Here is a 24,494-nt window from a genome sequence, read left to right as displayed (position 1 = left end):
CGGGTGCGGTGGCGGTCACGGCGGCGATGGTCGGCCGGCACGCCTACCAGCGACGCGACCTGCGGCGGTAGGCCGCGCGTGCCGCAGGTCGACGCTTCGCGGCGAACGGCACGAGGTGCGGTCCCACCCGGGACGCAGAGCCTGGTCGGGCGTGCGGCGCACGCCCGACCAGGCTTCGGCGGCTCAGACCGCCGGGAACGGGCGCAGCCCGATGTCGACCGTCAACGTGCCGCGGGACGGAACGGCTACTCGCTTCGCGGCGGCCACGTCGGCGACGCCGTCGTGCCAGCCGGCATAGTCGGCGAACCCGCCCCACTGCCAGCCGACGGTGACCGTCTGCCGGCCCAGCACCCGCGTCTCGTACCGGCCGTCGCGGTCCCACGCCGACCCGACCACCTCGCCGGTGGCCGCGTGGTGAAACGTCAGCACGGCACTGACCGGGCGTCCCGCGAGGTTCGTCAGCCTGCCGGTCACCAGCGTGCCGCGCTTCAGCGCCGGGCTGTACGTGGTGCTCCGGCCGGCCCGGACGGCGACCGGCATCGCCTGGCTGCGGACCGGCACCCCGCCGGACCACTGGAGGGCGTGGTCGGACGTGGAGAACAGGAGCGGCCAGCGGTAGGGGCCGAGCCAGCCGATCCGGTAGGTGCCCTGAGCGTCCAGATCCTCGTCCCAGCGAAGGTAGGACAGGCCCGGGGAGTGGGCGAGGGAGACCGTGCCCGAGGTCACCGGCGCGCCGGTGGCGGCGCTGGTCACGGTGCCGGTGATGGTGCCGGCACGGTCCAGGCGGACCGGTGGGGCGACGACGGTCCCACCGGCGGCGACGGTGAGGGTCCGGGCCTTCGCGGGGTCGCCCGTGCCGCCGGTGGCGCCGACCCACTGCGCCCCGTACGACGAGCCACCCGTGGGACGGACGAACAGCTTCCAGGAGCCGGCCTCGACGCCGTCCAGCCGGAGGTGACCGCTCTCGTCGGAGCAGGCCAGCGGGCCCACCGCAGGCAGCTCGCCGGTGCCGGACGGCGCGACGGTGGCGCAGGCTCCCCCGACCGGCGCCCCGGTGGCAGCGTCGACCACCGTCGTCTCCAGGTGGGCGGCGGGCGTCAGGTCGACCACGGCAGGACCGCTGTCGCCCTCGACCACGGTCACCTCGGCGTCGGTGGCCAGGTAGTTGCCATCGTCGGTGTAGACCCGGATCGTCTGCGGGCCGGGGACGAGCCGGGGAATGGTCAGCTCGGCGTCGTCGCAGTTGCCGCCGCGATCGACGGCGTACGCGCAGACCCGGGTGATGGGCGCGCCCGTGATCGCGTCCCGCGCCCGCACGGTGATCGGGCTGGGCGTGACCAGCCGCTCGGCGACGTCCGTCGTGCCCCCCGCGGCCACGCGGAACGCCTCGGCATCGGCGTACCGGGTCTTGCCGGGCACCCACTGCCGGAGCCCTTCGTCCGGCAGGTCGGGGTCGTCGTACGCCGGAGTGATGCGGACCTTGTAGTCGGCGGCCGGCACCTCCACACTGAGCTGCCCGGACTCGTCGAGTTGCAGGTAGTCGGAGTAGCTGTCGTCGGTGGCGGCGAGGTCGACGACACCCCGGGCGGCGGTGCCGTCGGGCTGGGTCACGGTGAGTCGGAGCAGCCCGACATCCTGCTCCTCGGCGGAGGCGGCGGCCGGTAGGGCGGCGGCCAGAACCGCGGCGGTGAACGTGGCGAGACTTCGACGTGCGAAGGACACAGGGATCCCCTCTCCGGTTCGCGCACGGGGTCCCGCGTGGCAGCCGACCAGACACGCCCCCGTGCGTCATGTGCCGCCGGGAGCGTAGGGCGAGCGACGGGTCCGGCACTGTCGGTGATCCGGCTCACGGCGTACGGGCCGCGCTTCCCGCGTGAACAGGCATATCGCTCGTGCCTGCCGCGTCCCTTCCCCGTCCGCTCGACACGCCGGTCGTGCGACCGCGGCCGGCGCCCACGCGGGTAGGCGAACTCCGCCGCGACCTGTCGACGGCCGCCAAGCGGTGGCCGCGGGCTTTCGATGGCGACTCAGTCGAACAGACGCGGGATGCGTCGGAGGCCGTGCGGTGCGTACAGTTTCGGGTCGGACTTGGGGTGGGCTGGGGAGATCCGGCGCAGGGAACGGGACGAGACAGCGACGCATGACGGCGAACAACATGACCGAAACCGGTCAAGGCGGCATTGACCGCGAACGGCTGGAGACCTGCCTCAGCGTCTTCGAGGCGTTGGAGGACCTGCCTCCCGATCACCCCGACGTCGTGCGGGTGCAACGGGCCACCGCGAGGCTCTACAAGGTGATCAAGCAGCGGCGACGCGAGGAACGGCGGGATGCCGTCACGGCGGCCGACCGCGCGGTGACAGCGGCCACCGCCACCGGCGCCCCGGGCCGGATCGACGACGAGACCCAGGGCCTCCCGCTCGCCTCCCCCACCGTCGGCGCCACGGCCGGCTTCCTGCACAACCCGCGCGGCTGCTACGTCTGCAAGCAGCGTTACCGCGAGGTGGACGCCTTCTACCACCAGCTCTGCCCGCCCTGCGCCGCGCTCAACCGGGAACGCCGCGACGCCCGCACCGACCTGACCGGCCGGCGCGCGCTGCTCACCGGCGGCCGAGCCAAGATCGGCATGTACATCGCGCTGCGGCTGCTGCGCGACGGCGCGCACACCACGGTGACCACGCGGTTCCCGCACGACGCGGTCCGCCGATTCGCCGCGATGCCGGACAGCGGGGACTGGCTGCACCGCCTGCGGATCGTCGGGATCGACCTGCGCGACCCCGCCCAGGTGATCGCCCTCGCTGACTCGGTCAGCGCCCAGGGCCCACTCGACATCCTGATCAACAACGCGGCGCAGACCGTCCGCCGCACGCCCGGGGCGTACGCGCAGCTCGTCGCCGCGGAGACGGCGGCCCTGCCGGACGGCCCCCTGCCGGAGCTGATCACGTTCGCCACACCAACCGGCCAGGGCGGCCCGGCGGGCCGGATCGCCCCGCCGCCGTCGACCCCGGTCACCCCGCAGGCGCTCACCGCGTTGGCGCTGACCAGCGGCTCCGCCTCGCCGGAACGGATCGCGGCAGCCACCGCCATCGACGCCGGCGGTCTGGTGCCGGACCTCGACCCGGTCAACAGTTGGGTGCAGCGGGTGCACGAGGTGGACCCGGTCGAGCTGCTCGAAGTGCAGCTGTGCAACGTGACCGCGCCGTTCGTGCTGGTCAGCCGACTTCGACCGGCGATGGCCGCAGCGACCGCCCGCCGGAAGTACGTGGTGAACGTGTCGGCGATGGAGGGCCAGTTCACCCGCGGCTACAAGGGGCCGGGGCACCCGCACACCAACATGGCCAAGGCCGCGCTGAACATGCTCACCCGAACCAGCGCCCAGGAGATGCTGACCGACGGCATTCTCATGACCAGCGTCGACACCGGCTGGATCACCGACGAGCGGCCCCACCCGACGAAGATGCGGCTGGCGGATGCCGGCTTCCACGCCCCGCTGGACCTCATCGACGGCGCGGCCCGGGTCTACGACCCGATCGTCCGCGGCGAACAGGGCGAGGACCTGTACGGCTGCTTCCTGAAGGACTACGCGCCCTGCGCCTGGTGATCAACGCGCCCACCCCGCCGCTGGCCGCCCAGTCTCGGGCGGGGCTGTCCGTGGCCGTCAGACAGCCGTCGGGATGGCGCCGGTTGTAGAGGCGCGGGCGACGGCGACGAGGTGCTCGCCGGCCGTAACGTGAGTTGCGGCGGGAGCGGGGGCCGGCGGCGGCCTGTCGCATGAGGGCTTCGAGGTGGCTGGCGCGCACCGCGTCGATGCGCCGATCGCCGAGGCGACGGCCATGCGTCGCCAGGAGTTGCCGTAGGCGCGTCGGGTGCTGGGCTCGCCGCGGCGACCACGGCAAGAAGGTGCTCGGCGACTGTCGGCACATCTCGTGCTACCACAAGGAGCGTGCACCACGGGCCGTGAGCCCTGCCCTGCCTCAGCGTGGCCGATGTCGCCCCGGACCAAGGTCAATCCCTCGACCGTCACGCCGCGGGAGATAGTTCTTCCGCATTCGGACAGGATCCGCACCCCCGATCATCTGCAATCGCCGGACCACGCCATCGCCCCGACAATAGACGCCATCGAAGGTCGTGCCATATCCGCGGCGGACCAGCAAATCAAGATCGCGATGCGGCGCCTCTCCCCTCGTTCGTTGTACTCGGTCGCCGCCGCATTCGAGCAGCAATTTGAAGTCTGCGGATATCCTTGGCGCATGGAAGGCGCTAGGGTGCGTCGGGTCATCTTTACCGCGATCGGCTGGGAGATCGCCAAGCAGGTCGGCGGGTTGCTGCCCTACGGTCAGCTCGTCGTCTCGGGCGTCGAACTCGCTGCGAGGATCGTCGACGAACTGCAACGCGGCAAGGGCCTGACTCGCGACCAGATCGTCGCCGAGCTACGCAAGCTGAGCCCGGAGGAGCGGGAACGGGCTGTCTTGGAGATCATCGATCGCGACTTCCGACTCGATCCGCAGCAGCGGTCGAAGGTCGGCGCGCTCGTCCCGGACGTGGTCGACAACATGTTCTCAGCACTGCTGGCCGAGGCCGAGGACAAGGCCGGCCACAGTGAGGTGCGCCGGCTGCGCGCCCTCCTTGCCGAGCAGGTCGGTCGGGCCGAGCACAAGAAGGCGCTGGTCACGGTAAATCAACTGCTGGCCTTCGAGCCGCACAACCCGGATCTGCTCACCGTCCAACGCCGCTGTGAGCAGGCGCTGGGCACCAACCGCGGCCTACTAACCGGCGTTGCCGCCGTGTGCGCGTTCATCGTGGCGGCGTGCTCGGCCTTCTTCTACCAGCGGGCGTTTGAGAACAGTCGGCCGTGCGTGGTCTACGACCGATACACGCCGAGCTACTGCATCTCGCGGGAGATCGCCACTTTCCCGATCGTCGACTACCTGCCGCGGATCGGACTGTGGGCGCTCGGCGGTGCGGCCGTGGGCTTCCTGGTCGCATTCCTGGTGGTCGTGCCGCGCCGGGTTCGCCGGTCGGCCGCGATCCGCCGTGGCCAGACCAGGCGGCGATGATCGCTCTGCGCCGGCGTACATGACGGTTTGTTCGCCTTCGGTCCGAATGCCTTCGACGGGCCTAGCCACGCCTGGCTGAGTGGGCCGAAGTCCAGTTATGGAAAGGAGCTGATGCGGAGTCCCGCACGTTGGCCGACGACTGAGGTACGGTTCGCCTTCAATCCCGGAGGCCAGGGCACGTTCGGCGCGTCCATCCGCAATCCCGGGCCGTGGCCGGTGATGATCACCGGCGTCGCGGGCGAAGGCGGCCCGGCGGATCGGCACATATTCAAGATTGCCCGCCTGGCGGTAAACCCTGCCGACGAGGCCACCGCCGTCGTCTGCTGGCGCCAACTCCAACGCACCCGGAGTTTGGAGCTATCGGCACCTCGGCCCACACTTGCCTGATCTGGAGTTTCAGCAGCTCATCGGCGTGATCGACGCGTGGACGGCGCCAGCCTGCAACTGTACGCGTCGATGCTATTCGCGCGGCGGGCCAGGCGGTCCCACCATCTGTCTGTTGTGGTCATCCGGAGGAGGGCAAGTTGTCGCGCTCGTGTTGATCGATGAGATGTCAGGCCGTAGATGCCGAAGGTTGCGTCTCGGGTTCGCCGAGGGTGGCGATGGTGGTGCGTAGGTTTGGTCCGCCGCTGCCATGCGGGATCGGGCCTCGGAAGCACGCGGTGTGGGCAGTCGGGGCGCGGTGATGCGCACGGCAACTGAGGCAGGGGGGTCGCAGGCGCGCCGGCCCGGCCGCCGGGAGACCGGGCCGGCTTCCCGTGCGTCCCGGCGGGGACACCTGAGCCCACTGTCGAATGGGGTCGGCATCGAAAGGTGGAACGACGCGCGAGAGGTCAGTTGGGCTGGTCCGTCAGCCGTTCCATCCGGTTCCAGCCGGTCCAGCCACGCTCACGCATCAGTTGGTGCAGCCGCTGGGCCCGCGGGTCGGACTCGACGGCAAGTAAGTCCACAAGGTCGAACAGGAGGTTGTCGTCCCCTACCTCGCCGAACTCCAACCGGCCGGCGGCCTCCGCCTGCTCCGCCAGGCCGACCATGATGTCGGCGACCTCCGGCAACCGCGAAGAGTCGTCCGGGTCGCCGTCGAAGATGTCCGAGAGGAGCCGGTAGAGCCGGACGACCTGCGGGTCGTCGAGTTCCGCGAGCTTGGCGGGCATCCAGTCGCGGACCCGGTCGGGCCAGCGGGCCGCGATCAGGATCCACCCGTCCCGCTCGCCGTCGAGAATTCGCGGGGACACCCCGATCTCGCGGAGCCGATCGAGGTAGTGGGCCACCTCGGCCGGAAGCATCAGACGATCCCCGGCGGTGAGCTGCGCGATCTGTCTGCGGCTGGTTTCGAGCCGCTGGACCTCGTCGCGCAGGCGACGGTCGATCCTCTCGATCGCGTCGACGAAGGTCAAATCGTCGGCGTCGAGCAACCGACCGATCTCTGACAGCGGCACGCCGGCGTTGGCGAGGGTACGGATCTTGATGAGCGACACCACCGCCGTCGCGCCGTACCGCCGGTAGCCCGAGGCGTCCCGATCCGGTTCGGGAAGCAGTCCGACCTGGTGGTAGTGCCGCACCGCCCGCACGGTGACTCCGGCGTACGCCGCCAGTTGCGCCTGCGGCGAGTTCCTTCACGGCCTGCCAGACCTCGATGCGCGCCTGCGGGTCCAGCCTGGTCGTCGGCTCGTCGAGGAAGATGACCGGCGGTTTCCCGATCAGACTCATCGCGATGTCCAGACGTCGGCGCATGCCTCCGGAGTAGGTCGCCACCCGTCGGGTGGCCGCCTCGGTAAGCGAGAAGCGTCTCAGCAGGTCGTCGGCGCACGCGCCCGGGTCTTTCAGGTGTCTGAGCCGGGCGACCAGGACAAGGTTCTCCCGCCCGGTCAGGATCTCGTCGACCGCGGCGAACTGCCCGGTGAGGCTGATGGACCTGCGGACGTCGGCGGCCTGCGTCGCGACGTCGAAGCCGTTGACCCGGGCGATCCCCGCGTCGGCCCGCAGCAGCGTGGCCAGGATCTTCACCACCGTGGTCTTGCCGGCCCCGTTGGAGCCGAGCAGGGCGAAGATGCTGCCCCGCGCCACATCGAGGTCGACGCCGCGCAGCACCGTCAGCTGCGTGAACGACTTCTCCAGGCCACGCACGTGGATCGCGGGTCCCTGGACCTGCCTGCTTGTTGGGGGCATGCTCATGGCAGCCAGCATGGAGGGTTGACGCAGCGTCAGGGTCAAGGTCCGGTCGTCGGGTTTCCGGCGTCGCGGAGGAACGCCAACTGCGCGCGCTTCTCCGGCAGGTCGACCTCGTCGGCGAACGCGAAACCCTCCGTCCGCAGTCGACGCAGCGCGGCGTCGATGCGGATGTCCGGCCCGGCCACCACCCGCCGGGCAGCCGGATCCCGCAGCAGAACCCGGCTCAGGGGTGATGGACGACTGGGCCGGCTTTCGGCAGGCGTCCTAGGCGAGATGTGTCGGGTGGTCTGTCTCGAACCGCTCCCGGGTCAGGAACGCCAACTGCGCCCGCTTGTCCGGCATGTCGATCTCGGAGGCGAACGTGAAGCCCTCGACCGTCAGCCGGCGCAGGGCGGCTGCGTTGCGCACGTCCGGCTCGACCACGATGCGTCGCGCGGCCGGGTCCCGTAACAGGAAGCGGGCCAGGGCGGGACCGACGGCCGCGGTGAGGCCGCGGGCGAGGTGCCGCGGCGGATTCAGCAGCAGGTGCATGCCGACGTCGCCGGGCTGGACCGGGTACCGCTCACCCACCGGATCGGCCTCCGGGCGGTAGGTCTGGAACAGCCCCACCGGCTCGCCGTTCAGCAGAATCAGGTACGCGTGGTGGGTGTCCAGCCCGTCGAGGAACGCGTAGACCTCGCGGACGTCGTCGACGGTGTGCGAACCCATCCCCCAGAACGCGTTGCGGGGCAGGCTGACCCAGCCGTGCAGCAGCTCGGCGTGCCGGTCCGGGCGTACCGGCTGCAGCGTCAGCTCGCCGAGGTCGGGGATCCGCTCCTGGTAGGTCACCATCGTCTCGTCCTTCGTCGGGGACCCGGTGGACACCGGGGTCAGCGGTCCGGAGGGCAGCGGGATCAGGTCGCCGGCGGCCCAGTGGCTCAGTTGGTCGGTGAAGTGCGGGTTGCCGGGCAGGCCCGAGGCGCCGAACGGAACAACCCAGCCGCCGGCGGCCCGGTCGGTCAGGTCCCACACGTAGCGGGCGACCGGGCCGCGCCAGCAGGCGTCGGAGACGCCGGGGAGGCTGGAGGTGGCCAGCACGCAGTCGGTGTCGCCGCCGAACGCCACCCGCCGGCGCATCGCCGCGACGGCGGCCGAGGTCTCCGCGGCGACGCCCAGGTGCACCGGGTGCAGCAGGTGCCGACGCCCCCACGGCTCGGGCGGCGGGCCGGCGGCCACTTCGGCCAGCGCGGCGGCGGCGAGTGGCAGGACGTCGACACCCAGGTCGGCGTGCCGCTCGACCAGGTGGTCCAGCGCGAGGCCGATCCGCGCCGCCGGGTCGGTCCAGGGCGCGAACAGCTCGTCGTAGCCGGACGGTTCGTGCAGCGCGCGCAGCGCCGGGTGCGCGCACAGCCGGCGGGCGAGCGCGGCGCGCCACGCCGCGTAGGCGCCGGCGTCGGCCGAGTCGGCCGCCATCACGCCGTCCCAGGCCAGCAACCGGGCGAGGAGGGTACGCGCCGGCGCGTCGAGCCGGGCCGGGTCGAGCCGGTCGAGCAGCCGGCGCACCGCTGCCGATGGGAGCCGGGCGTCGGTGTGCACGGTGGACGCCTCGACGCCGTCGGCGAGCAGCGCCCGGATCCGTCGGGCGCGGTGCGGCGGTGCGAAGTCGACGCCGTGCGCGGTGACGTCGGCGCGCCGGTCGTTGGCGCAGACCGCGACGCCGTCGACCTGCTCGTCGACCATCGGCAGGTGGTCGCCGGTCCAGTGGTGTCGGGCCTCCCAGCCGGGCACCGGCTCGCGGCGGCACCGCTCGTCGCGTACCGGGACCAGGCCGGCGACCAGGCGGCGCACGGCACCGCCGGTGTCGGCGGTGAGCACGCTGTTGACCGGCTCCACCCAGTCGCGGAGCGCGTCCGCGACGTCCGCGGCGTCGCGGGCGCGCAGCAGCGGAAGCAGCGCCTCGAAGCCGAGGCGCGCCTCGGCCCGGCTCGGTGTGCGCAGGCTGATCGCCTCGCCGGTGACCCGGTCGTGGTCGATCACCGGGCCGCGCGGCGTCTCGATCACCTCGACCCGCTCCGGCGTGCCGCCGCGGACCTCGATCTTCTCGACGTGGTGCGGGACCGGGGTCCAGCCGTCCGCGTCCCGGACCAGCACCTGGTCGCCGTCGCGGCGGAGTTGCTCGCGGTAGAGGTCCTGGTAGTCGGCCATCGCGTTGGTGACGGCCCAGGCGACGTGGCCGGCGTGGCCGAAGTGCGGCAGTCCGGGTACGCCGGGGAAGGCCAGCCCGACCACGTCGAACTCGGGGCAGGCCAGCCGCACCTGCTGGTAGATCCCGGGTAGTTCGAGCAGCCGGTGCGGGTCGCCGGCGAGCACCGGGCCGCGCCCGGTGACCGGGTCGGCGGGCACCGCCCAGGCGTTGCTGCCGGACGACGCGGGCCCCTCGACCGCGAACAGCCCGACCGCCTCGGGGCCGAGGGTGCGCGCGACGTGCGCGTGCCAGAGCTTGTTCGGGAAGGTGGAGAAGAGCACGTGTTGGACGAGGAAGACGCCCAGCGGCGACCAGGGCTGCCACGGCTCCGGCGTGGCGCCGGTCGCGGCGAACTCGGGCGCGGCGGTGGCGCCCTCGGCGAGGCCGGCGTTGACGCCGTCGACGTACGCCTCGACCCACCGGCGGGTGGCGGGGTCGAGCCGTTCGTGGCAGCGGCGGGCGGTGTCGTCCAGCCGGGCGCGGCGGGCGAACCGGTCCCAGGGCAGTTCGGCCGCGCCGACGCGGGCGGCCAGCCGACCCTCGGCGCGCCACCGCTCGACGCTGATCTGCCAGGCCCGGTCCCGGGCGGCGACCCGGCCCTGGAGACGGGCGAGCGCGTCCACGTCGTCGGCCCAGAGCTGGGGTACTCCCCACCTGTCGCGATCGACGCTGGTCACCGTCCGGTCCCCGGGAGGCCGTTTCCTCGGATCTTCAACTTAGGCTACCCTCCCCTAACTGAGGCAGACCTTACCTGGAGGGGTTCGTGAAACGGAACTGGGAGGGCCTGGTGCTCAAGGCCATGGGGGGCCGGGACTTCCGGCTCACCGTGCGGAGCACCGAGTCGGTCGACGGGCACTACCAGCGACTGCTCCTCGACGACGGCGGGCTGCTGGCGGCGTGCGGAGCGCACCCGACGATGTGGATCCGGCTCTGGTTCGACAACGACGGGCGGGCACACCAGCGGGCCTACACGCTCGTCGACCCGGATCCCGAGAACGGGCGGTTCACGCTGGAGTTCGCCGTGCACGACGGTGTCGCCGCCCGGTGGGCCACCGCCGCCGAGGTCGGCGACACCATCGACGCGACCGTGCAGGGCAGCGCGTTCGAACTGCCCGACCCCGCGCCCGAGCACCTCTACCTGGTCGGCGACGCGGCCTCGCTGCCGGCGGTGAACAGCCTCCTCGACGCCGGCGCGGACATCCCGGCGACGGTCTGGCTGGAGTACGCCCACGAGGGCGAGAAGGCGCTGACCCCGCGCGCCCGGGCACACCACGAGGTGACCTGGGTGCCCCGCCGCGACGACGGTCGACACCTGGTCGACACCGTCTGCGCGGCGCTGCCGGCCGCCGGGTCCGCGCACTACTGGGTGGCCTGCGAGGCGGCCAGCACCCGCAGCATCACCCGGCACGTCCGGCGGACCCTCGGCGTCGGCAAGCACCAGCTCACCGCGCTCGGCTACTGGCGGGCCGTCTGATGGGCCGCCTGGGTACGCTCACCGCGCTCTACGTCACGCAGTACCTCGGCATCGGCTTCATCACCGTCGGGCTCACCGCCATCCTGCGCGACGGCGGCACCTCGCTGGACACGCTGGCGCTGCTCCAGGTGGTCGGCCTGATCTGGCCGGTCAAGTTCCTCTGGGCGCCGGTCCTGGACCGATACGGCTCCCGGCACCGCGGCCACTACCGGTCCTGGCTGCTGGTGTTGCAGGCCGCGCTGGTGCTGACCCTGCTGGCACTGCTGCCGTTCTCCCGTCCCGCCGACCAGCTCGGCCCGGTCATCGCCATCTGCGCCGCGTTCGTCTTCTTCTCCGCCACCCAGGACATCGCCGCCGACGCGGTCGCGGTCCGGCTGCTGGCCACGTCCGACCGGGGTACCGGCAACGGCATCCAGGTGGCCGCGAGCTACCTGGGCAACCTGCTCGGCGGCGGCGCGTGCGTGCTGGTCTACGACCGCTTCGGCTGGGCCGCCGCGGTCGGTCTGCTGGCCGCGTTGACCTCGGTCGGGCTGCTCGTGGTGTGGCGGTTCCGGGAACCGGAGCGCACTGACCGGGTGGTGCGCATCGGCGTCGCCTACCGGGCGCTGGTGTCGGTGTTCGGCCAGCCCGGCTGCCGGTGGTGGACCTTCGGCGTGGTGCCGCTGGTCTACGTGGGCGCCGGCATGGCGTATGCGCTGGTGACACCCGCGCTTGTCGACGCCGGCTGGTCGCTGGGCCGGATCGGCGTGGTGACCGGCGTGGTGACGAGCATCCCGGCGATCGCCGCCGGCCTGGTCGCGGGCCTCGGCATCGGCCGGTTCGGCCGGGCCGGCGTGCTGGTGGCCGGCGGGGTCGCACTGGCGCTGTCCACAGTGGCGTTGCTGCCGCTGCTGAACGGCCGCGCGCCGCTGGGCGGCACGGTCGTCGCGCTCTGCTTCTTCCTGGCCGCGTACACGATCGCCAACGTGGTGCTCTACACGGTCAACATGGACTACTCCCGGCCGGGCAGCGGAGGCACCGACTTCACCGTGCTGTCGTCGTTCGGGCTGGTCTGCTCGTTCGTGGCCGCCTCGCTCGGGCTCGCCGCCGCCGCCCGCTGGGGCTACCCGGCGGTGGCGCTGGCCTCGCTCGCGCTGGTCGCCGCCGGTGTCGTGGTGGGGGTGGCGCACCAGCGGCGGTTCCCGCCGCCCGGGCCGGCGTCCCGCCCGGCGCCCGCCGCGGCGGACTTGCTTGTTAGGTAAGCCTAACCTAATCTGATCTTTACGTGGTCCGACCACGCTCCTGTCCGCACGACGACCGGGATGCCACATGAGTTCGATCAACACCGCAGCGCGGGCCCATCTGTTCAACGCCAGCTCGCTCGGGCGGTACCGGGACGTCCTCGCGCGCGGCGTCGACCGGGTCGCCCGTCGGGTCGCCGAGGTGGACCGCCCGGGCACCGGCGTCACCCCGGAGGCGCTCGCCCCGCTGGTCGGCGCGATCGACCTGGACCGGCCGCTGGGCGACACCGACGCCGCCCTCGACGAGCTGCACGACGTGTGGCTGCGCGACGCGGTGTACTTCCACCATCCCCGCTACCTCGCCCACCTGAACTGCCCGGTGGTCATCCCGGCGCTGCTCGGCGAGGCGGTGCTCAGCGCCGTCAACTCCTCGCTGGACACCTGGGACCAGAGCGCCGGCGCGACGCTGATGGAACGCCGGCTGATCGACTGGACGGCCGGACGGATCGGCCTCGGCGCCACCGCCGACGGCATCTTCACCAGCGGCGGCACCCAGTCCAACCTCCAGGCGATGTTGCTGGCCCGGGAGGAGGCGTACCGCCGGGAGGTGGGCTCTGCCGCCACCCGGCCGGCCCGCCCGGAGGTGCTGGCCCGGCTGCGCGTCATCACCTCGGCGGCCGGCCACTTCAGCGTGCAGAAGGCCGCCAAACTGCTCGGCCTCGCCGCCGACGCGGTGCTCACCGTGCCCACCGACGCCGGCCGGCGGATGCGCACCGACGAACTCGCCCGCACCATCGACCGCTGCCGGCGCGACGGTCAGGTGGTGATGGCGGTCGTCGCCACCGCCGGCACCACCGACTTCGGCACCATCGACCCACTGCCGGAGATCGCCGACATCTGCACCGCCGCCGGCATCTGGCTGCACGTCGACGCCGCGTACGGGTGCGGGCTGCTGGTCTCCCCCACCCGCCGGCACCTGCTCGACGGCATCGAGCGGGCCGCGTCGGTGACCGTCGACTACCACAAGTCGTTCTTCCAGCCGGTCAGCTCCAGCGCGCTGCTGGTCCGCGACGGTCGTACGCTGCGCCACGCCACCTGGCACGCCGACTACCTCAACCCGGCCCGCGCCGCCGAGCAGGGCATCCCGAACCAGGTCGACAAGAGCCTCCAGACCACCCGCCGCTTCGACGCGGCCAAGCTCTGGCTCACCCTGCGGATCATGGGCCCGGACGCGGTCGGCGCGCTCTTCGACCAGGTCGTCGACCTCGCCGCCGAGGCCTGGCAACTGCTCGACGCCGACCCCCGGTTCGAGGTCGCGGCCCGCTCCCAGCTGAGCACCGTGGTCTTCCGCCACCTGCCACCCGACGCCGACCCGAACCTCGTCGACGAGGCCAACCTGCACGCCCGCGAAGCGCTGGCCGCCTCCGGCGCGGCCCTGGTCGCCGGCACCAAGGTCGACGGCGCGCACTGGCTGAAACTGACCCTGCTCAACCCCGAGACCACGGTGGACGACATCGTCCACGTGCGCGACCTGATCGCCGACCACGCCTCCTGGTACGCCCGGACCGCGGCCACCGCCGAGTTGTCCTGCCCGGTCGGCTGACGACTCCCGGAAAAGAAAGAACCCCATGTCGACGCACCACTTCATCGCCGTCGGGCTGGGCCCGTACAACCTCGGCCTGGCCTGCCTCACCGCGCCGATCGACGACCTCGACGGGCTGTTCCTGGAGGCCCGCGACAGCGTCGACTGGCATCCCGGGATGCTGCTCGACGCGGTGCGGTTGCAGACGCCGTTCCTCGCCGACCTGGTCACGCTCGCGGACCCCACCTCGCCGTACTCGTTCCTCAGCTATCTCAAGGAGACCGGCCGGCTCTACCCGTTCTACATCCGGGAGAGCTTCTTCCCGCTGCGCGCGGAATACAGCGCCTACTGTCGCTGGGCCGCCGGAAAGCTGCCGAACCTGCGCTTCCGGCACACCGTCACCCGGGTCGAGCACGACGGCGAGCACTACGTGGTGCACGCGGACACGCCGGACGGGCCGGTCACCCACCGGGCCCGGCACCTGGTGCTGGGCACCGGCACCCCGCCGTACCTGCCGCCGGCCTGCGCGGGGCTGGGCGGCGACCTGATCCACAACTCGCGTTACCGGGAGCACCGCGACGTGTTGCGGGCCAAGCGCAGCATCACGATCGTCGGCAGCGGCCAGAGCGCCGCGGAGATCTACCACGACCTGCTCGGCGACATCGACACCTATGGCTACCAGCTCACCTGGGTGACCCGCTCGCCCCGGTTCTTCCCCCTGGAATACACCAAGCTGACGCTGGAGATGACCTCACCGGACTACGTGGACTACTTCCACGCGCTGCCCGAGGCCACCCGTTACCGCCTGGAGGGCGAGCAGAAGCCGCTGTTCAAGGGCATCAACGCCGACCTGATCAACGACATCTACGACACGCTCTACGCCAAGAGCCTGACCGGCCCGACGCCCACCCGACTGCTCACCAACACCGAACTGGTCCACGCCGAGCACGCCGACGGCCGCTACCGCCTCGGACTGCGCCACACCGAGCAGGACCGCGCGTTCACCCTGGACACCGAGGGCCTGATCCTGGCCACCGGCTACCGCCACCGGCTGCCGGAGTTCCTCGACCCGATCCGTGACCGGCTCCGCTTCGACGCGCACGGCCGCCTCGACGTGGCCCGCAACTACAGCGTCGACCACACCGGGCGGGGCGTGTTCCTGCAGAACGGCGGCACCCACACGCACAGCATCACCTCACCCGACCTGGGCATGGGCCCGTACCGCAACTCGTGGATCATCCGCGAGCTGACCGGGCGCGAGCACTATCCGATCGAGAAGACCATCGCGTTCCAGGAGTTCGGGGCGCCCTCATGAGCGTGTTCACCACCGTCGACGCGCGTTTGGGCGCGTTCGCGCTGCGCCCGCTGGACGCCGACGCCGACGCGCCGCTGCTGCACCGCTGGGTCACCCACCCGAAGGCGGCGTTCTGGCTCATGGCCGACGCCGACGTGGCGGGCGTCGCCGAGGAGTACCGGCGGATCGCCGCCCACCCGCACCACGACGCGTACCTCGGCCTGTGGCGCGGCGAGCCGGCGTTCCTGGCCGAACGCTACGACCCGGCCCGGGTCGAGCTGGTCGGGCTCTACGACCCGGCGCCCGGCGACGTCGGCATGCACTTCCTCTGCGCACCCACCGACGCACCCGTGCACGGCTTCACCCGCGCGGTCATCACCACGGTCCTGGCGTGGCTGTTCGCCGACCCGGCGACACGCCGGGTGGTGGTGGAGCCGGACGTGCGCAACACCGCCGTGCACGCGCTCAACGCCGCCGTCGGCTTCACCGTGCTCGGCGAGATCCGCAAGCCGGAGAAGACCGCGCTGCTCAGCGCCTGCACCAGGGACCAGTTCCGCGCGGCCGTCGAGAAGGCCGCCCACGAAGGAGACGTACCCCTGTGAACCCCGCCGCATCCGTCGACCACCTCACCCCCGAGGCGTGGGCCACCGCCAACCGGCTTCTGGTGCGCAAGGCGCTCGCCGAGTTCGCCCACGAACGACTGATCACCCCCGAGCCGGACGGACCCGGCCGGTGGGTCGTACGCGGCGACGACGACACGGCGGAGTACCGGTTCGCCGCACAGCGACTGGCGCTGGACCACTGGCACATCGACGCCGCCAGCATCACCCGGCGCCGCGACGGCGTCGAGCTACCGCCGGACGCGGTCGACCTGTGCCTGGAGCTGCGCGACGCGCTCGGCCTCACCGCCACGGTCCTGCCGGTCTACCTGGAGGAGATCACCTCCACCCTCGCCGGCACCGCGTACAAGCTGGGCAAGCCGGCGGTCACCGCCGCCGAGCTGGCCGCCGCCGACTTCCAGGCGATCGAGACCGGCATGACCGAGGGCCACCCCTGCTTCGTGGCGAACAACGGGCGCATCGGCTTCGGCGTGGACGAATACCACGGGTACGCCCCGGAGACCGCCGCACCGGTACGGCTGCTCTGGCTGGCCGCGCAGCGCGACCGGACCACGTTCACCTGCGCCGCCGACCTGGACTACGACACCCTCGTCCGCGCCGAGCTGGGCGAGGAGACGCTGGCCCGGTTCACCGCCACGCTCACCGGCCTGGGCCTCGACCCGGCCGACTACCTGCTCATCCCGGTGCACCCCTGGCAGTGGTGGAACCGGCTCGCGGTCACGTTCGCCGGCGAGGTGGCCCAGCGCCGGCTGGTCTGCCTCGGCGAGGGACCGGACGACTATCTGGCCCAGCAGTCCATCCGCACGTTCTTCAACGTCACCGACCCGACGAAGCACTACGTCAAGACCGCGCTGTCGGTGCTGAACATGGGCTTCCTGCGCGGGCTGTCCGCCGCGTACATGGAAGCCACGCCCGCGATCAACGACTGGCTGGCCGCGCTCGTCGACGCCGACCCGGTACTCAAGCGCACCGGCCTGTCGATCATCCGGGAGCGGGCCGCGATCGGCTACCGGCACCAGCAGTACGAGACGGCGACCGCCCCCGGTTCGCCGTACCGGAAGATGCTCGCCGCGCTCTGGCGGGAGAGCCCGGTGCCCGGCCTGGAGCCCGGCCGGCGGCTGGCCACCATGGCCTCGCTGCTGCACCTCGACCGGGACGGCCGCTCGCTGGCGGCGGCGCTGATCGCCCGCTCCGGCCTGCCCCCGCAGCGCTGGCTGCGCCGCTACCTCGACGCCTACCTGGTGCCGCTGCTGCACAGCCTCTACGCCTACGACCTGGCGTTCATGCCGCACGGCGAGAACGTCATCCTGGTGCTCGACGACGATGTGGTGGAGCGGGTGGTCTTCAAGGACATCGCCGAGGAGATCGTGGTGATGGACCCGGAGGCCGACCTGCCGGAGCGGGTGCGGCGGGTCCGGGCGGCGATCCCGGAGGACGAGAAGATCCTGTCCATCTTCACCGACGTGTTCGACTGCTTCCTGCGCCACCTGAGCGCCGCCCTGCACAGCGAGGGCGTGCTCGACCAGGACGACTTCTGGCGCGTCGTCGCCGAGTGCGCCACCGGATACGCCGAGACGGTGCCGCACCTGGCCGAGCGGATGCGCCGGCACGACCTCTTCGCGCCGGAGTTCACGCTGTCCTGCCTCAACCGGCTCCAGTTGCGCAACAACCAGCAGATGGTGGACCTGACCGATCCGTCCGCCGCCTTGCAGTTCGCCGGCACGCTCGCCAACCCGCTCGCCCGCTTCGCGCCGCCGCGATGAGCGCCGACCCGGCGACGGTCGACGCCGGCCGGGCCGCCCCGGCCCCGGTGCCGCACCGTTGGCTGATCCTGGCCGTGCTCTGCCTGGCCCAGCTGGTCGTGGTGCTGGACAACACCGTGCTGACCGTGGCGGTGCCGGTGCTCACCGTCGAGCTGGACGCCGGCACCGCCGACGTGCAGTGGATGATCAACGCATACGCGCTGGTGCTGTCCGGTCTGCTGCTGAGCGCCGGCGGCGCCGCCGACCGGTACGGGCGGCGACGGATGCTGCTGCTCGGGCTGGTGCTGTTCGGGCTCGGCTCGACGGCGGCCGGGCTGGCCGGCACCGCCGAGCAGCTGATCGCCGCCCGGGCCGGCATGGGCGTGGGCGGCGCGCTGCTGGTCACCGCCACGCTCGCCGTCGCCATGCAGGTCTTCGACGCCGCCGAGCGGTCCCGCGCGATCGGCGTCTGGGCGGCGACCAGCGCGCTGGGCTTCGCCGCCGGACCACCGATCGGCGGGTTCGTCCTGGCCCACCTCCCGTGGGGCGCGATCTTCCTGCTGAACGTGCCGGTCGTGCTGGTCTGCCTGCTCGCCGCCCGGGCACTGGTGCCGGAGTCGCGCGACCCGGCCGGCGGACCGCTCGACCTGGGCGGTGTGGTGCTGTCCACCGCCGGCCTGACCGCGATCGTCTGGGCGATCATCTCCGGTCCCGAACGCGGCTGGACGTCGGTGGCGGTGCTCGGCGCGGGCGCGGCCGGCGTGCTGCTGCTGGCGTCGTTCGTCGGTTGGGAGCGGCGGGTCGCCCACCCGATGCTGGACATGCGCTTCTTCCGGGACCGTCGCTTCGTCGGCGCGGTCAGTGGCGTCGTGCTGATCACGTTCGGCGCCACCGGGGCGCTGTTCCTGCTCACCCAGCACCTCCAGTTCGTCCGCGGCTACCCGGCCTGGGAGGCGGGGCTGCGGATGGCGCCGTTCGCGCTGTCCATCGTGGTGCTCAACGTCGCCGGGGTGGCCGCGTCGGTGATCCGTCGGCTCGGGCGGCCGGCCGCCATCGCGGTCGGGATGACGCTGCTGGCCGGTGGTCTGGCGCTTGTCACCCACGGGCCGGCCGGCTACGGCACGCTGCTGGCCGGGCTGGTCGTGATGGGTGCCGGATGCGCGTTGGCGAACCCGGCGATCGTCGAGGCGGTGATGAGCGCGATCCCCACCGACAAGGCCGGCGCCGGGGCCGGCGTCGACGGCACCATGACCGAGGTCGGCAGCAGCCTCGGCGTCGCGGTGCTGGGCGCGGTGCTCAACGCCCGGTTCGGCGCGCTGCTGCCGGCCGCGCTGGCCGGCGCCGGCTCGTTCCCGGCCGCGCTGGCCGCCGCCGGCCCGGACCGGGAGGTGGTCACCACCGCCTTCGCCGAGGCGCTGCGGACCGGCCAGACAGTGGGCGCGGTGGCAGTCCTGGCCGGCGGTCTGGTCGCCGCGGCGCTGCTGCACCGCGCCGAGCGGATGGCCGGACCCACCTCCGCATAACGCCGAAAGCCGTACATTTAGGGTAGGCTATCCTAAATGTCCGAGCGATCGAGGAGGTGGCATGCGGCTCTACCTGACCGCGCTGAACCCCACCGACGCCGTGCTGGAGGGCTTCCTTCCCGCGGCGGACACCCTCGACCTGCCGGTCACGGTGCTGACCGACCGGCCCGACGAGTGGCCGCCCGGCGTAGCGGTGCGCCGCTGCGCGGTCCGGGACGCGGCGGCGGTCGTCGCGGCCACGGGCGCGGACCCGCCGGCCGGGCTGCTGTCCAACAGCGACCACCTCCAGGAGGCGACCGCCCTCGCCGCCGGCAAGCTCGGCCTGCCCGGCAAGGACCCGGAGTCCGCCCGCCGCTGCAAGGACAAGGCGGCGATGCGCCGCGCGCTCGCCGCCGCCGATCTGGACCCGGTCCGCGTGGCCGCCATCGCGCCGGACGCGGCGCCCGACGTCCCGGACGATCTCTTCCCCGCCGTGGTCAAGCCCCGCGACGGGGTGGCCAGCGAGGACGCCTACCTGGTGAGCGACCGGCGGGAGTTGGCGGCGCGGGTCGCCGGCATCCGGCGACGGCGACCGGAGATCGCCCTGGTCGTCGAGGAGTACCTGGCCGGTGAGCTGCGTACCTACGACACACTTGGCGACGGCGTACGACTGGCGGTGCTCGGGGGCTGGCACACCCACCTCGGGCCGCCGCCGACCTTCACCGAGGTGAGCCTCGACTGGTCGCCCCCGCCGCCGACCCACGACGCCCGGATCCGCGCGCTGCTCGGCGCGCTCGGCGTCGGCTTCGGCGCCTGCCACACCGAGTACGTCGTGCGGCACGACCGGATCCGGCTGATCGAGGTCAACGACCGGCTGATCGGTGACCGGATGGATCTGATCCTCGCCGACCTGCTCGACACACCGCTGTTCGCCCACGTGATCCGGCTGCATCTCGGCGAGCCGCTGAGCGCACTGCACCTGCCCGACCCGTCCACGCTCGACCGGCACGCCCGGGTCGAGTACGTCTGCGCCGACCGGTCCGGCCGGCTCACCGCGGCGCCCGGGCCGGCGGACACCATCCGCGACGGCGTGCGGCTGGCCTGTCGCCCGCTGCGGCAGGTGGGCCGGGTCGCCGAGCGCACCGGCACCAACCGCGACTACCTGGCCGCGTTGCACGGCATCGGGCCGGGGCCGGGCGTCGTGGCAGCGGCACTCGCCGAGTTCCGGGCCGAGCGACGGTGGACGATCAGCTGATGACCGACGACAGCGAGCAACAGGTCGTCGCCCGGGTGCTCGACGCCCTGCTGCGGGAGGACCACCTCGGGCTGCACCGGCGCGGCCGACTCGCCTCCGAGGACCGGTGGGAGGTGCCGCACGCCGGCGGACTGCTGCGCATCCCGGTCCGCGCCGACGGGTTCCAGGCGGATCTGCGCTGCGCGGCGCCGACCGTGTGGGTCCGCGACCCCGCCGGCTCCGACCGCGTGGTGGACACGCTCGACGGGCTGCTCGCGCTGCTCGCTCCCACCGGCGACGCCGAGGCCGAGGAGGGCTGGCGGACGTTCACCGCCGAGTGCCACACCGACCTGAGGGCCCGCCGGCTCGCCCGGCAGAACCGGCGCGCGGTGTTCGCCGCCGTGGCCGCCGAACGGTCGTCCACGCCGGCCGGCATGCCGGCGGCGCCGCTGGATGACGTGCTGGCGGCGCACGCCGGCCACCCGGTCTATCCCACGGACCTCTGCCGGCACGGCCTCGACGACGACGACGACCTGCTCCGGTACGCCCCCGAGCACGCGCCCCGGTTCGCGTTGCGCTGGCACGCCGCGCCCCGGGCGGCCGTACGGCTCACCGGTCCGCTGCCCGCCTGGTGGCCGGCGGCGGACCGGGTGGGTGACCTGCTGCTGCCGGTGCACCCGCTCGCCGCGGCCCGGTACGCGCTGCCGGTGCTCGACCGGCCGGCGGTGCCGGTGCGGCCCACGCTGTCCATGCGCACGGTGGCGCTCGTGGAAGACCCGTACACCCATCTGAAGTTGCCGTTGCCCACCGCCACGCTGGGGGCCCGGAACCGACGCGGCCTACGACCGGACACACTGGCCGACGGCGCGGCGGTGGCCGGGCTGCTCGACCGGATCGCCGCCACCGAGCCCACCTTCACCGGCCGGATCCGGCACGCCGACGAGCACACGTACGGTCACACCGGCGACGACGACCGGCTGGCGTTCCTCATCCGCCGCTTCCCCCGTGACCTGGCCGCGACGCGTGTGGTGCCGGTGGCCGCGCTGGCCGCGCCCGACCCGCAGGCCGGCACGGTGCTGGAGCGGATCAGTGGCGGCCGTCCCGAGACGGTGCTGGCGTCCTACCTGGACCTGCTGCTCGACTGGCACGTCTGCCTGTGGCTGCGCCACGGCGTCGCGCTGGAGGCCCACCCGCAGAACATTCACCTGCTGCTCGCGCCCGACGGGACGGTCGGGCTGCTCTACAAGGACGACGACGGCGCCCGCCTCGACCCACGGCACCGGAGCGCGGTGACGCTGCGCGACACCCGGATGTGGGCGGTCGACCCGGACGCGTTGGCCGACGTGTTCGTCACCATCACGCTGCACCTCGCCGCGACCGCGCCGCTGCTGGCGCTGGCCGCCCGGGGCGTGCCGGTGCCGTCGCCGGCCGACGCGCTGACCCCCCGGCTCGTCGCGGCTCGGGACCGGTGGGGCGACGGACCCGCGGCGCGGACGTTCACCGACCGGGTGCTGCGGGCCGAGCACCTCCCGGTCAAGGCGATGGTGACCGCCGGGACCCTGCTGCCCAAGCAGCGCCTCGGCTGCGCCGACGTGAACAAGTACTACCACCGCACCGGACCGAACTACCTGCGGGAGACGCGATGACGGGCACCGGACTGCGCCGACGTGCGCCGCGGCACACCCGACCGGCGGACCTCGCCGCCGCGCACGCCGTGTTCGGCTGCCTGGTCCGCGAGGTCGCCGCCCCCGCCGGTCAGGTCACCGTGACCGGCCACCGGGTGCAGGTCCACCTGCCGGCCACCGGGGTGACGCTGCGCTGCGCGGTGACCCGGCTGTCCCCGGTGGGCGCGCATCGCTATCACGGCCCGGTGCGTCGCCGCCTCGACGGCGGCGGCTGGGCCGGGGTGGACGCGGAACGTCTGGCCACGCTCGTGGCGGCGGAGCTGGCCGCGCGCACCGGCCGGGACAACCCCGAGTTCGTCGGACAGGTGCGGGCGAGCCGGGAGGTGACGGCTCACCTGCTGGCCGGGCGGCCGGCCGCCGAGCCGACCCCGACGGGGGACCCGGCGATCGACGCGTACGTCGCGTCCGAGCAGTCACTCGTGCTCGGGCACCCGCACCACCCCACTCCGAAGTGGCGCAGCGGCGATCCGGCCGGCTGGCAAGCCTACGCGCCGGAGCTGCGCACCGCGTTCCGCCTGCACTGGCTCGCCGTGCCGGACGACCTGGTGGCCGAGGCCGGCCCGGTCGACCCGCTGCTGGCCGGCCTGGACCCGCCCCACCCGCCGGCCGGGCACCGGGTGTTGCCGGTGCACCCGTGGCAGCTGACGCTGATGCCACCGGCGGATTCCCGGGTGCGCCGGCTCGGCCCGGCCGGAAAGCCGGTGCGGCCCACCGCGAGCGTCCGCACGCTCTACTCCCCCGACGCCGACCTGTTCGTCAAGACCAGCCTGCACGTGCGGATCACCAACTGCCTGCGCAGGAACGCCCGTTACGAGCTGACCGGCGCGGTCGCGCTGACCGGGCTGCTCGCCCGGGTGCCACTGCCGCCGGGCGTGGCGCTGCTGACCGAGCCGGCGTACCGGACCGTCGACGCGCCCGGCGCGGACGAGGCGTACGGGACGATCCTGCGCACCGGGCTGCGGCCCCACCTGCGGCCCGGGCAGACACCGATGCTGGCGGCCGGGCTGGCCGCCGCGCCGCTGCCGGTGCCCGACCCGGTGGGGTGGTGGCGACGTTACGTCGAGTTGCTGGTGCCGGCCGTGCTGGGCGCCTGGCTGCGACACGGGGTGGTGCACGAACCACACCTGCAGAACGTGGTCGTGGTCCGGGACGCCGACGGTTACCCGGCGGGAATGCTGCTGCGCGACCTGGAGGGGGTGAAGCTCGACACCAGTCGGTGGGTCCACTGGCCGGCGGGAGTGCCCCGGCAGGTCGGGTACGGCCCGGAGGACGCCCGCCGCCGCGTCGTCTACTGCCTGTTCGTCAACCACCTGGCCGGGATCTGCGGCGCCCTCGCCGACGCCCGGCCCGGCATCGAGCCAGCGCTGTGGCGGGAGACGCGGGACGTGGTCGCCGAGGTCGCCGCCGGGCCGCACGGGTCGGAGCTGCGCGGACTGCTGGCCGGTGAGCCGCTGGTGGCCAAGGCGAACCTGCTGGTGCGATGGCGGCGCGACGCGGACCGGGCGGCGCCGTTCGTGCCGGTGCCGAACCCGTTCGGCGGTCACCGGTGACCCGGCCGGTCTACGTCCATGACCTCGACGCGCTGGCCGCGCACGCACGAGCGATCCGCGCCGCGCTGCCCCCCGACGTCGAACTGCTCTACGCGGTCAAGGCGAACCCCGAGCCGGACGTGCTGCGCACACTCGCCCCCGTGGTGGACGGTTTCGAGACCGCCAGCCGGGGCGAGCTGCGACGCCTCGCCGAGACGCTGCCCGGACGACCGGCTGCGGCGTACGCCGGGCCGGGCAAGACCGACGCCGACCTGGCCGCCGCGCTCACCGCCGGAGTGACGCGGATCCACGTGGAGTCTCCGGCCGAGCTGTGCCGCCTGGGCGCCGTGGCAGCCGCCGTCGGGACGCCGGCACGGGTGCTGCTACGGGTGAACCTGCCGCTGGACGCACCGGGCGCGAGCCTGGTGATGGGCGGTCGGCCCAGCCCCTTCGGAATGGCGCCGGCCGAGGCGGTCGCCGCCGCACGCCGCCCACCCGCCCAGGTCGAGGTGCACGGCGTGCACGTCCACCTGGCCAGCGGCGTGGACGCCCCGCTCGCCGCCACGGTGGCCGAGGCCGTGGTCCGCTGGTCGGTCACCGAGGTCGGCGCGCGGGAGGTCAACGTCGGTGGCGGCATGGCCGTCGACTACGGCGACCCGGCCACCCGGTTCGACTGGGCCGGATACGGCCGGGCGCTGGGCCGTCTGCGCGACACGTATCCGGAGGTGCGGCTGCGCATCGAGCCGGGCCGCTCGCTCACCGTCTACTGCGGCGCGTACCTGACCGAGGTGATCGACGTGAAGCGCTCACACGGCGAGTGGTTCGCGGTGGTCGCCGGCGGCACCCACCACCTGCGTACGCCGGCGGCGAAGGGGCACGCCCAGCCGTTCACCGTGCACCGTCGGCACGGTGGTGACGGCCCACGCACCGACGGCGGGCCGCTGACCGTGGTCGGGCAGTTGTGCACGCCGAAGGACGTACTGTCCCGGTCGAGCGACGCCGGCCCGGTGGCGGTCGGCGACGTGCTGGTCTTCGCCATGGCCGGCGCGTACGCGTGGAACATCAGTCACCGCGACTTCCTGTTGCACGACCCGCCCGAGTTCCGCACCGGGGATCCGCACCGGATCGCTGCCGCGTGGGCCCGACCGACCGGGCGGTGACG

At 73.1% G+C, this 24,494-nt stretch carries 17 protein-coding genes and 2 pseudogenes; 13 read left to right on the top strand and 6 right to left on the bottom strand.

The window, feature by feature from the left end; translation table 11 throughout:
• Nucleotides 1–183: 183 nt before the first annotated feature.
• Nucleotides 184–1,722 (bottom strand): hypothetical protein, encoded by a 1,539-nt coding sequence (locus tag ACIA6B_RS25320; RefSeq protein WP_396776930.1) that lies wholly within the window; start codon nt 1,720–1,722, stop codon nt 184–186.
• A gap of 433 nt (nt 1,723–2,155) precedes the next feature.
• Here ACIA6B_RS25320 and ACIA6B_RS25315 point away from each other — a divergent pair, with 433 nt between their 5' ends.
• Nucleotides 2,156–3,598, top strand: coding sequence for an SDR family NAD(P)-dependent oxidoreductase (locus ACIA6B_RS25315; RefSeq protein WP_396776929.1), 1,443 nt, complete (start codon nt 2,156–2,158; stop codon nt 3,596–3,598).
• A 385-nt stretch (nt 3,599–3,983) separates the two neighbouring features.
• Nucleotides 3,984–5,054: a hypothetical protein gene (locus ACIA6B_RS25310; RefSeq protein ID WP_396776928.1), complete on the top strand. Its 1,071-nt coding sequence runs from the start codon at nt 3,984–3,986 to the stop codon at nt 5,052–5,054.
• 833 nt (nt 5,055–5,887) lie between these two features.
• On the opposite strand, the gene ACIA6B_RS25305 is transcribed toward ACIA6B_RS25310, so the two are convergent.
• From ACIA6B_RS25305 to ACIA6B_RS25285, 5 genes and pseudogenes are all read right to left on the bottom strand, one after another.
• Nucleotides 5,888–6,616, bottom strand: coding sequence for a MerR family transcriptional regulator (locus ACIA6B_RS25305; RefSeq protein ID WP_396776926.1), 729 nt, complete (start codon nt 6,614–6,616; stop codon nt 5,888–5,890).
• Nucleotides 6,617–6,647: 31 nt separating this feature from the next.
• Nucleotides 6,648–7,241: pseudogene (locus ACIA6B_RS25300) on the bottom strand (ABC transporter ATP-binding protein); the annotation flags it as partial.
• A gap of 23 nt (nt 7,242–7,264) precedes the next feature.
• On the bottom strand, nt 7,265–7,411 hold the full coding sequence (locus tag ACIA6B_RS25295) for a hypothetical protein (RefSeq protein WP_396776925.1): 147 nt from the start codon (nt 7,409–7,411) through the stop codon (nt 7,265–7,267).
• 79 nt (nt 7,412–7,490) lie between these two features.
• The gene (locus ACIA6B_RS25290) at nt 7,491–8,054 is read right to left on the bottom strand and encodes a GNAT family N-acetyltransferase (RefSeq protein WP_396776949.1); all 564 of its coding nucleotides are present in this window, start codon (nt 8,052–8,054) and stop codon (nt 7,491–7,493) included.
• A 57-nt stretch (nt 8,055–8,111) separates the two neighbouring features.
• Nucleotides 8,112–10,127 (bottom strand): annotated as a pseudogene (locus ACIA6B_RS25285) (penicillin acylase family protein); the annotation flags it as partial.
• Nucleotides 10,128–10,213: 86 nt separating this feature from the next.
• Here ACIA6B_RS25285 and ACIA6B_RS25280 point away from each other — a divergent pair.
• From ACIA6B_RS25280 to ACIA6B_RS25230, 11 genes are all read left to right on the top strand, one after another.
• Nucleotides 10,214–10,924, top strand: a complete 711-nt coding sequence (locus ACIA6B_RS25280; RefSeq protein WP_396776923.1) for a siderophore-interacting protein — start codon at nt 10,214–10,216, stop codon at nt 10,922–10,924.
• A complete protein-coding gene (locus ACIA6B_RS25275; RefSeq protein WP_396776921.1) occupies nt 10,924–12,165 on the top strand; it encodes an MFS transporter in 1,242 nt (413 codons plus the stop codon). The genes ACIA6B_RS25280 and ACIA6B_RS25275 overlap by 1 nt, the downstream gene beginning before the upstream one ends.
• 67 nt (nt 12,166–12,232) lie before the next feature.
• Entirely contained in the window at nt 12,233–13,747 is a 1,515-nt protein-coding gene (locus ACIA6B_RS25270; protein WP_396776919.1) for a pyridoxal phosphate-dependent decarboxylase family protein, read from the top strand.
• A 25-nt stretch (nt 13,748–13,772) separates the two neighbouring features.
• The gene (locus ACIA6B_RS25265) at nt 13,773–15,041 is read left to right on the top strand and encodes a lysine N(6)-hydroxylase/L-ornithine N(5)-oxygenase family protein (protein WP_396776917.1); all 1,269 of its coding nucleotides are present in this window, start codon (nt 13,773–13,775) and stop codon (nt 15,039–15,041) included.
• The gene (locus ACIA6B_RS25260; RefSeq protein ID WP_396776915.1) at nt 15,038–15,622 is read left to right on the top strand and encodes a GNAT family N-acetyltransferase; all 585 of its coding nucleotides are present in this window, start codon (nt 15,038–15,040) and stop codon (nt 15,620–15,622) included. The genes ACIA6B_RS25265 and ACIA6B_RS25260 overlap by 4 nt, the downstream gene beginning before the upstream one ends.
• Nucleotides 15,619–17,403: an IucA/IucC family protein gene (locus tag ACIA6B_RS25255; RefSeq protein ID WP_396776914.1), complete on the top strand. Its 1,785-nt coding sequence runs from the start codon at nt 15,619–15,621 to the stop codon at nt 17,401–17,403. Before ACIA6B_RS25260 ends, ACIA6B_RS25255 begins: the two co-directional genes overlap by 4 nt.
• Nucleotides 17,400–18,905: an MFS transporter gene (locus tag ACIA6B_RS25250; protein WP_396776912.1), complete on the top strand. Its 1,506-nt coding sequence runs from the start codon at nt 17,400–17,402 to the stop codon at nt 18,903–18,905. Before ACIA6B_RS25255 ends, ACIA6B_RS25250 begins: the two co-directional genes overlap by 4 nt.
• Before the next feature lie 61 nt (nt 18,906–18,966).
• Nucleotides 18,967–20,139, top strand: coding sequence for an acetyl-CoA carboxylase biotin carboxylase subunit family protein (locus tag ACIA6B_RS25245; protein ID WP_396776910.1), 1,173 nt, complete (start codon nt 18,967–18,969; stop codon nt 20,137–20,139).
• Nucleotides 20,139–21,764 carry an IucA/IucC family protein gene (locus ACIA6B_RS25240; RefSeq protein WP_396776908.1) on the top strand — a complete coding sequence of 542 codons (1,626 nt, stop codon included), beginning with the start codon at nt 20,139–20,141 and terminating at the stop codon, nt 21,762–21,764. Before ACIA6B_RS25245 ends, ACIA6B_RS25240 begins: the two co-directional genes overlap by 1 nt.
• Nucleotides 21,761–23,353 (top strand): IucA/IucC family protein, encoded by a 1,593-nt coding sequence (locus ACIA6B_RS25235; RefSeq protein ID WP_396776907.1) that lies wholly within the window; start codon nt 21,761–21,763, stop codon nt 23,351–23,353. Before ACIA6B_RS25240 ends, ACIA6B_RS25235 begins: the two co-directional genes overlap by 4 nt.
• Nucleotides 23,350–24,492, top strand: a complete 1,143-nt coding sequence (locus ACIA6B_RS25230; protein WP_396776904.1) for an alanine racemase — start codon at nt 23,350–23,352, stop codon at nt 24,490–24,492. Before ACIA6B_RS25235 ends, ACIA6B_RS25230 begins: the two co-directional genes overlap by 4 nt.
• The last annotated feature ends 2 nt before the right edge of the window (nt 24,493–24,494 follow it).

Origin of the sequence: Micromonospora sp. NPDC051141 (assembly GCF_044455765.1) — a bacterium.
GTDB lineage: Bacteria > Actinomycetota > Actinomycetes > Mycobacteriales > Micromonosporaceae > Micromonospora.
Note: the sequence above shows the minus strand (reverse complement) of the source record. Positions and strands in the feature narration are given on the sequence as shown.

What these genes read in the sequence shown, in the direction of transcription:
- ACIA6B_RS25315 (WP_396776929.1), top strand. Translation starts at nt 2,156, where the DNA reads ATGACCGAAACCGGTCAAGGCGGCATTGACCGCGAACGGCTGGAGACC.
- ACIA6B_RS25310 (WP_396776928.1), top strand. Translation starts at nt 3,984, where the DNA reads ATGTCGCCCCGGACCAAGGTCAATCCCTCGACCGTCACGCCGCGGGAG.
- ACIA6B_RS25275 (WP_396776921.1), top strand. Translation starts at nt 10,924, where the DNA reads ATGGGCCGCCTGGGTACGCTCACCGCGCTCTACGTCACGCAGTACCTC.
- ACIA6B_RS25270 (WP_396776919.1), top strand. Translation starts at nt 12,233, where the DNA reads ATGAGTTCGATCAACACCGCAGCGCGGGCCCATCTGTTCAACGCCAGC.
- ACIA6B_RS25265 (WP_396776917.1), top strand. Translation starts at nt 13,773, where the DNA reads ATGTCGACGCACCACTTCATCGCCGTCGGGCTGGGCCCGTACAACCTC.
- ACIA6B_RS25260 (WP_396776915.1), top strand. Translation starts at nt 15,038, where the DNA reads ATGAGCGTGTTCACCACCGTCGACGCGCGTTTGGGCGCGTTCGCGCTG.
- ACIA6B_RS25250 (WP_396776912.1), top strand. Translation starts at nt 17,400, where the DNA reads ATGAGCGCCGACCCGGCGACGGTCGACGCCGGCCGGGCCGCCCCGGCC.
- ACIA6B_RS25245 (WP_396776910.1), top strand. Translation starts at nt 18,967, where the DNA reads ATGCGGCTCTACCTGACCGCGCTGAACCCCACCGACGCCGTGCTGGAG.
- ACIA6B_RS25240 (WP_396776908.1), top strand. Translation starts at nt 20,139, where the DNA reads ATGACCGACGACAGCGAGCAACAGGTCGTCGCCCGGGTGCTCGACGCC.
- ACIA6B_RS25235 (WP_396776907.1), top strand. Translation starts at nt 21,761, where the DNA reads ATGACGGGCACCGGACTGCGCCGACGTGCGCCGCGGCACACCCGACCG.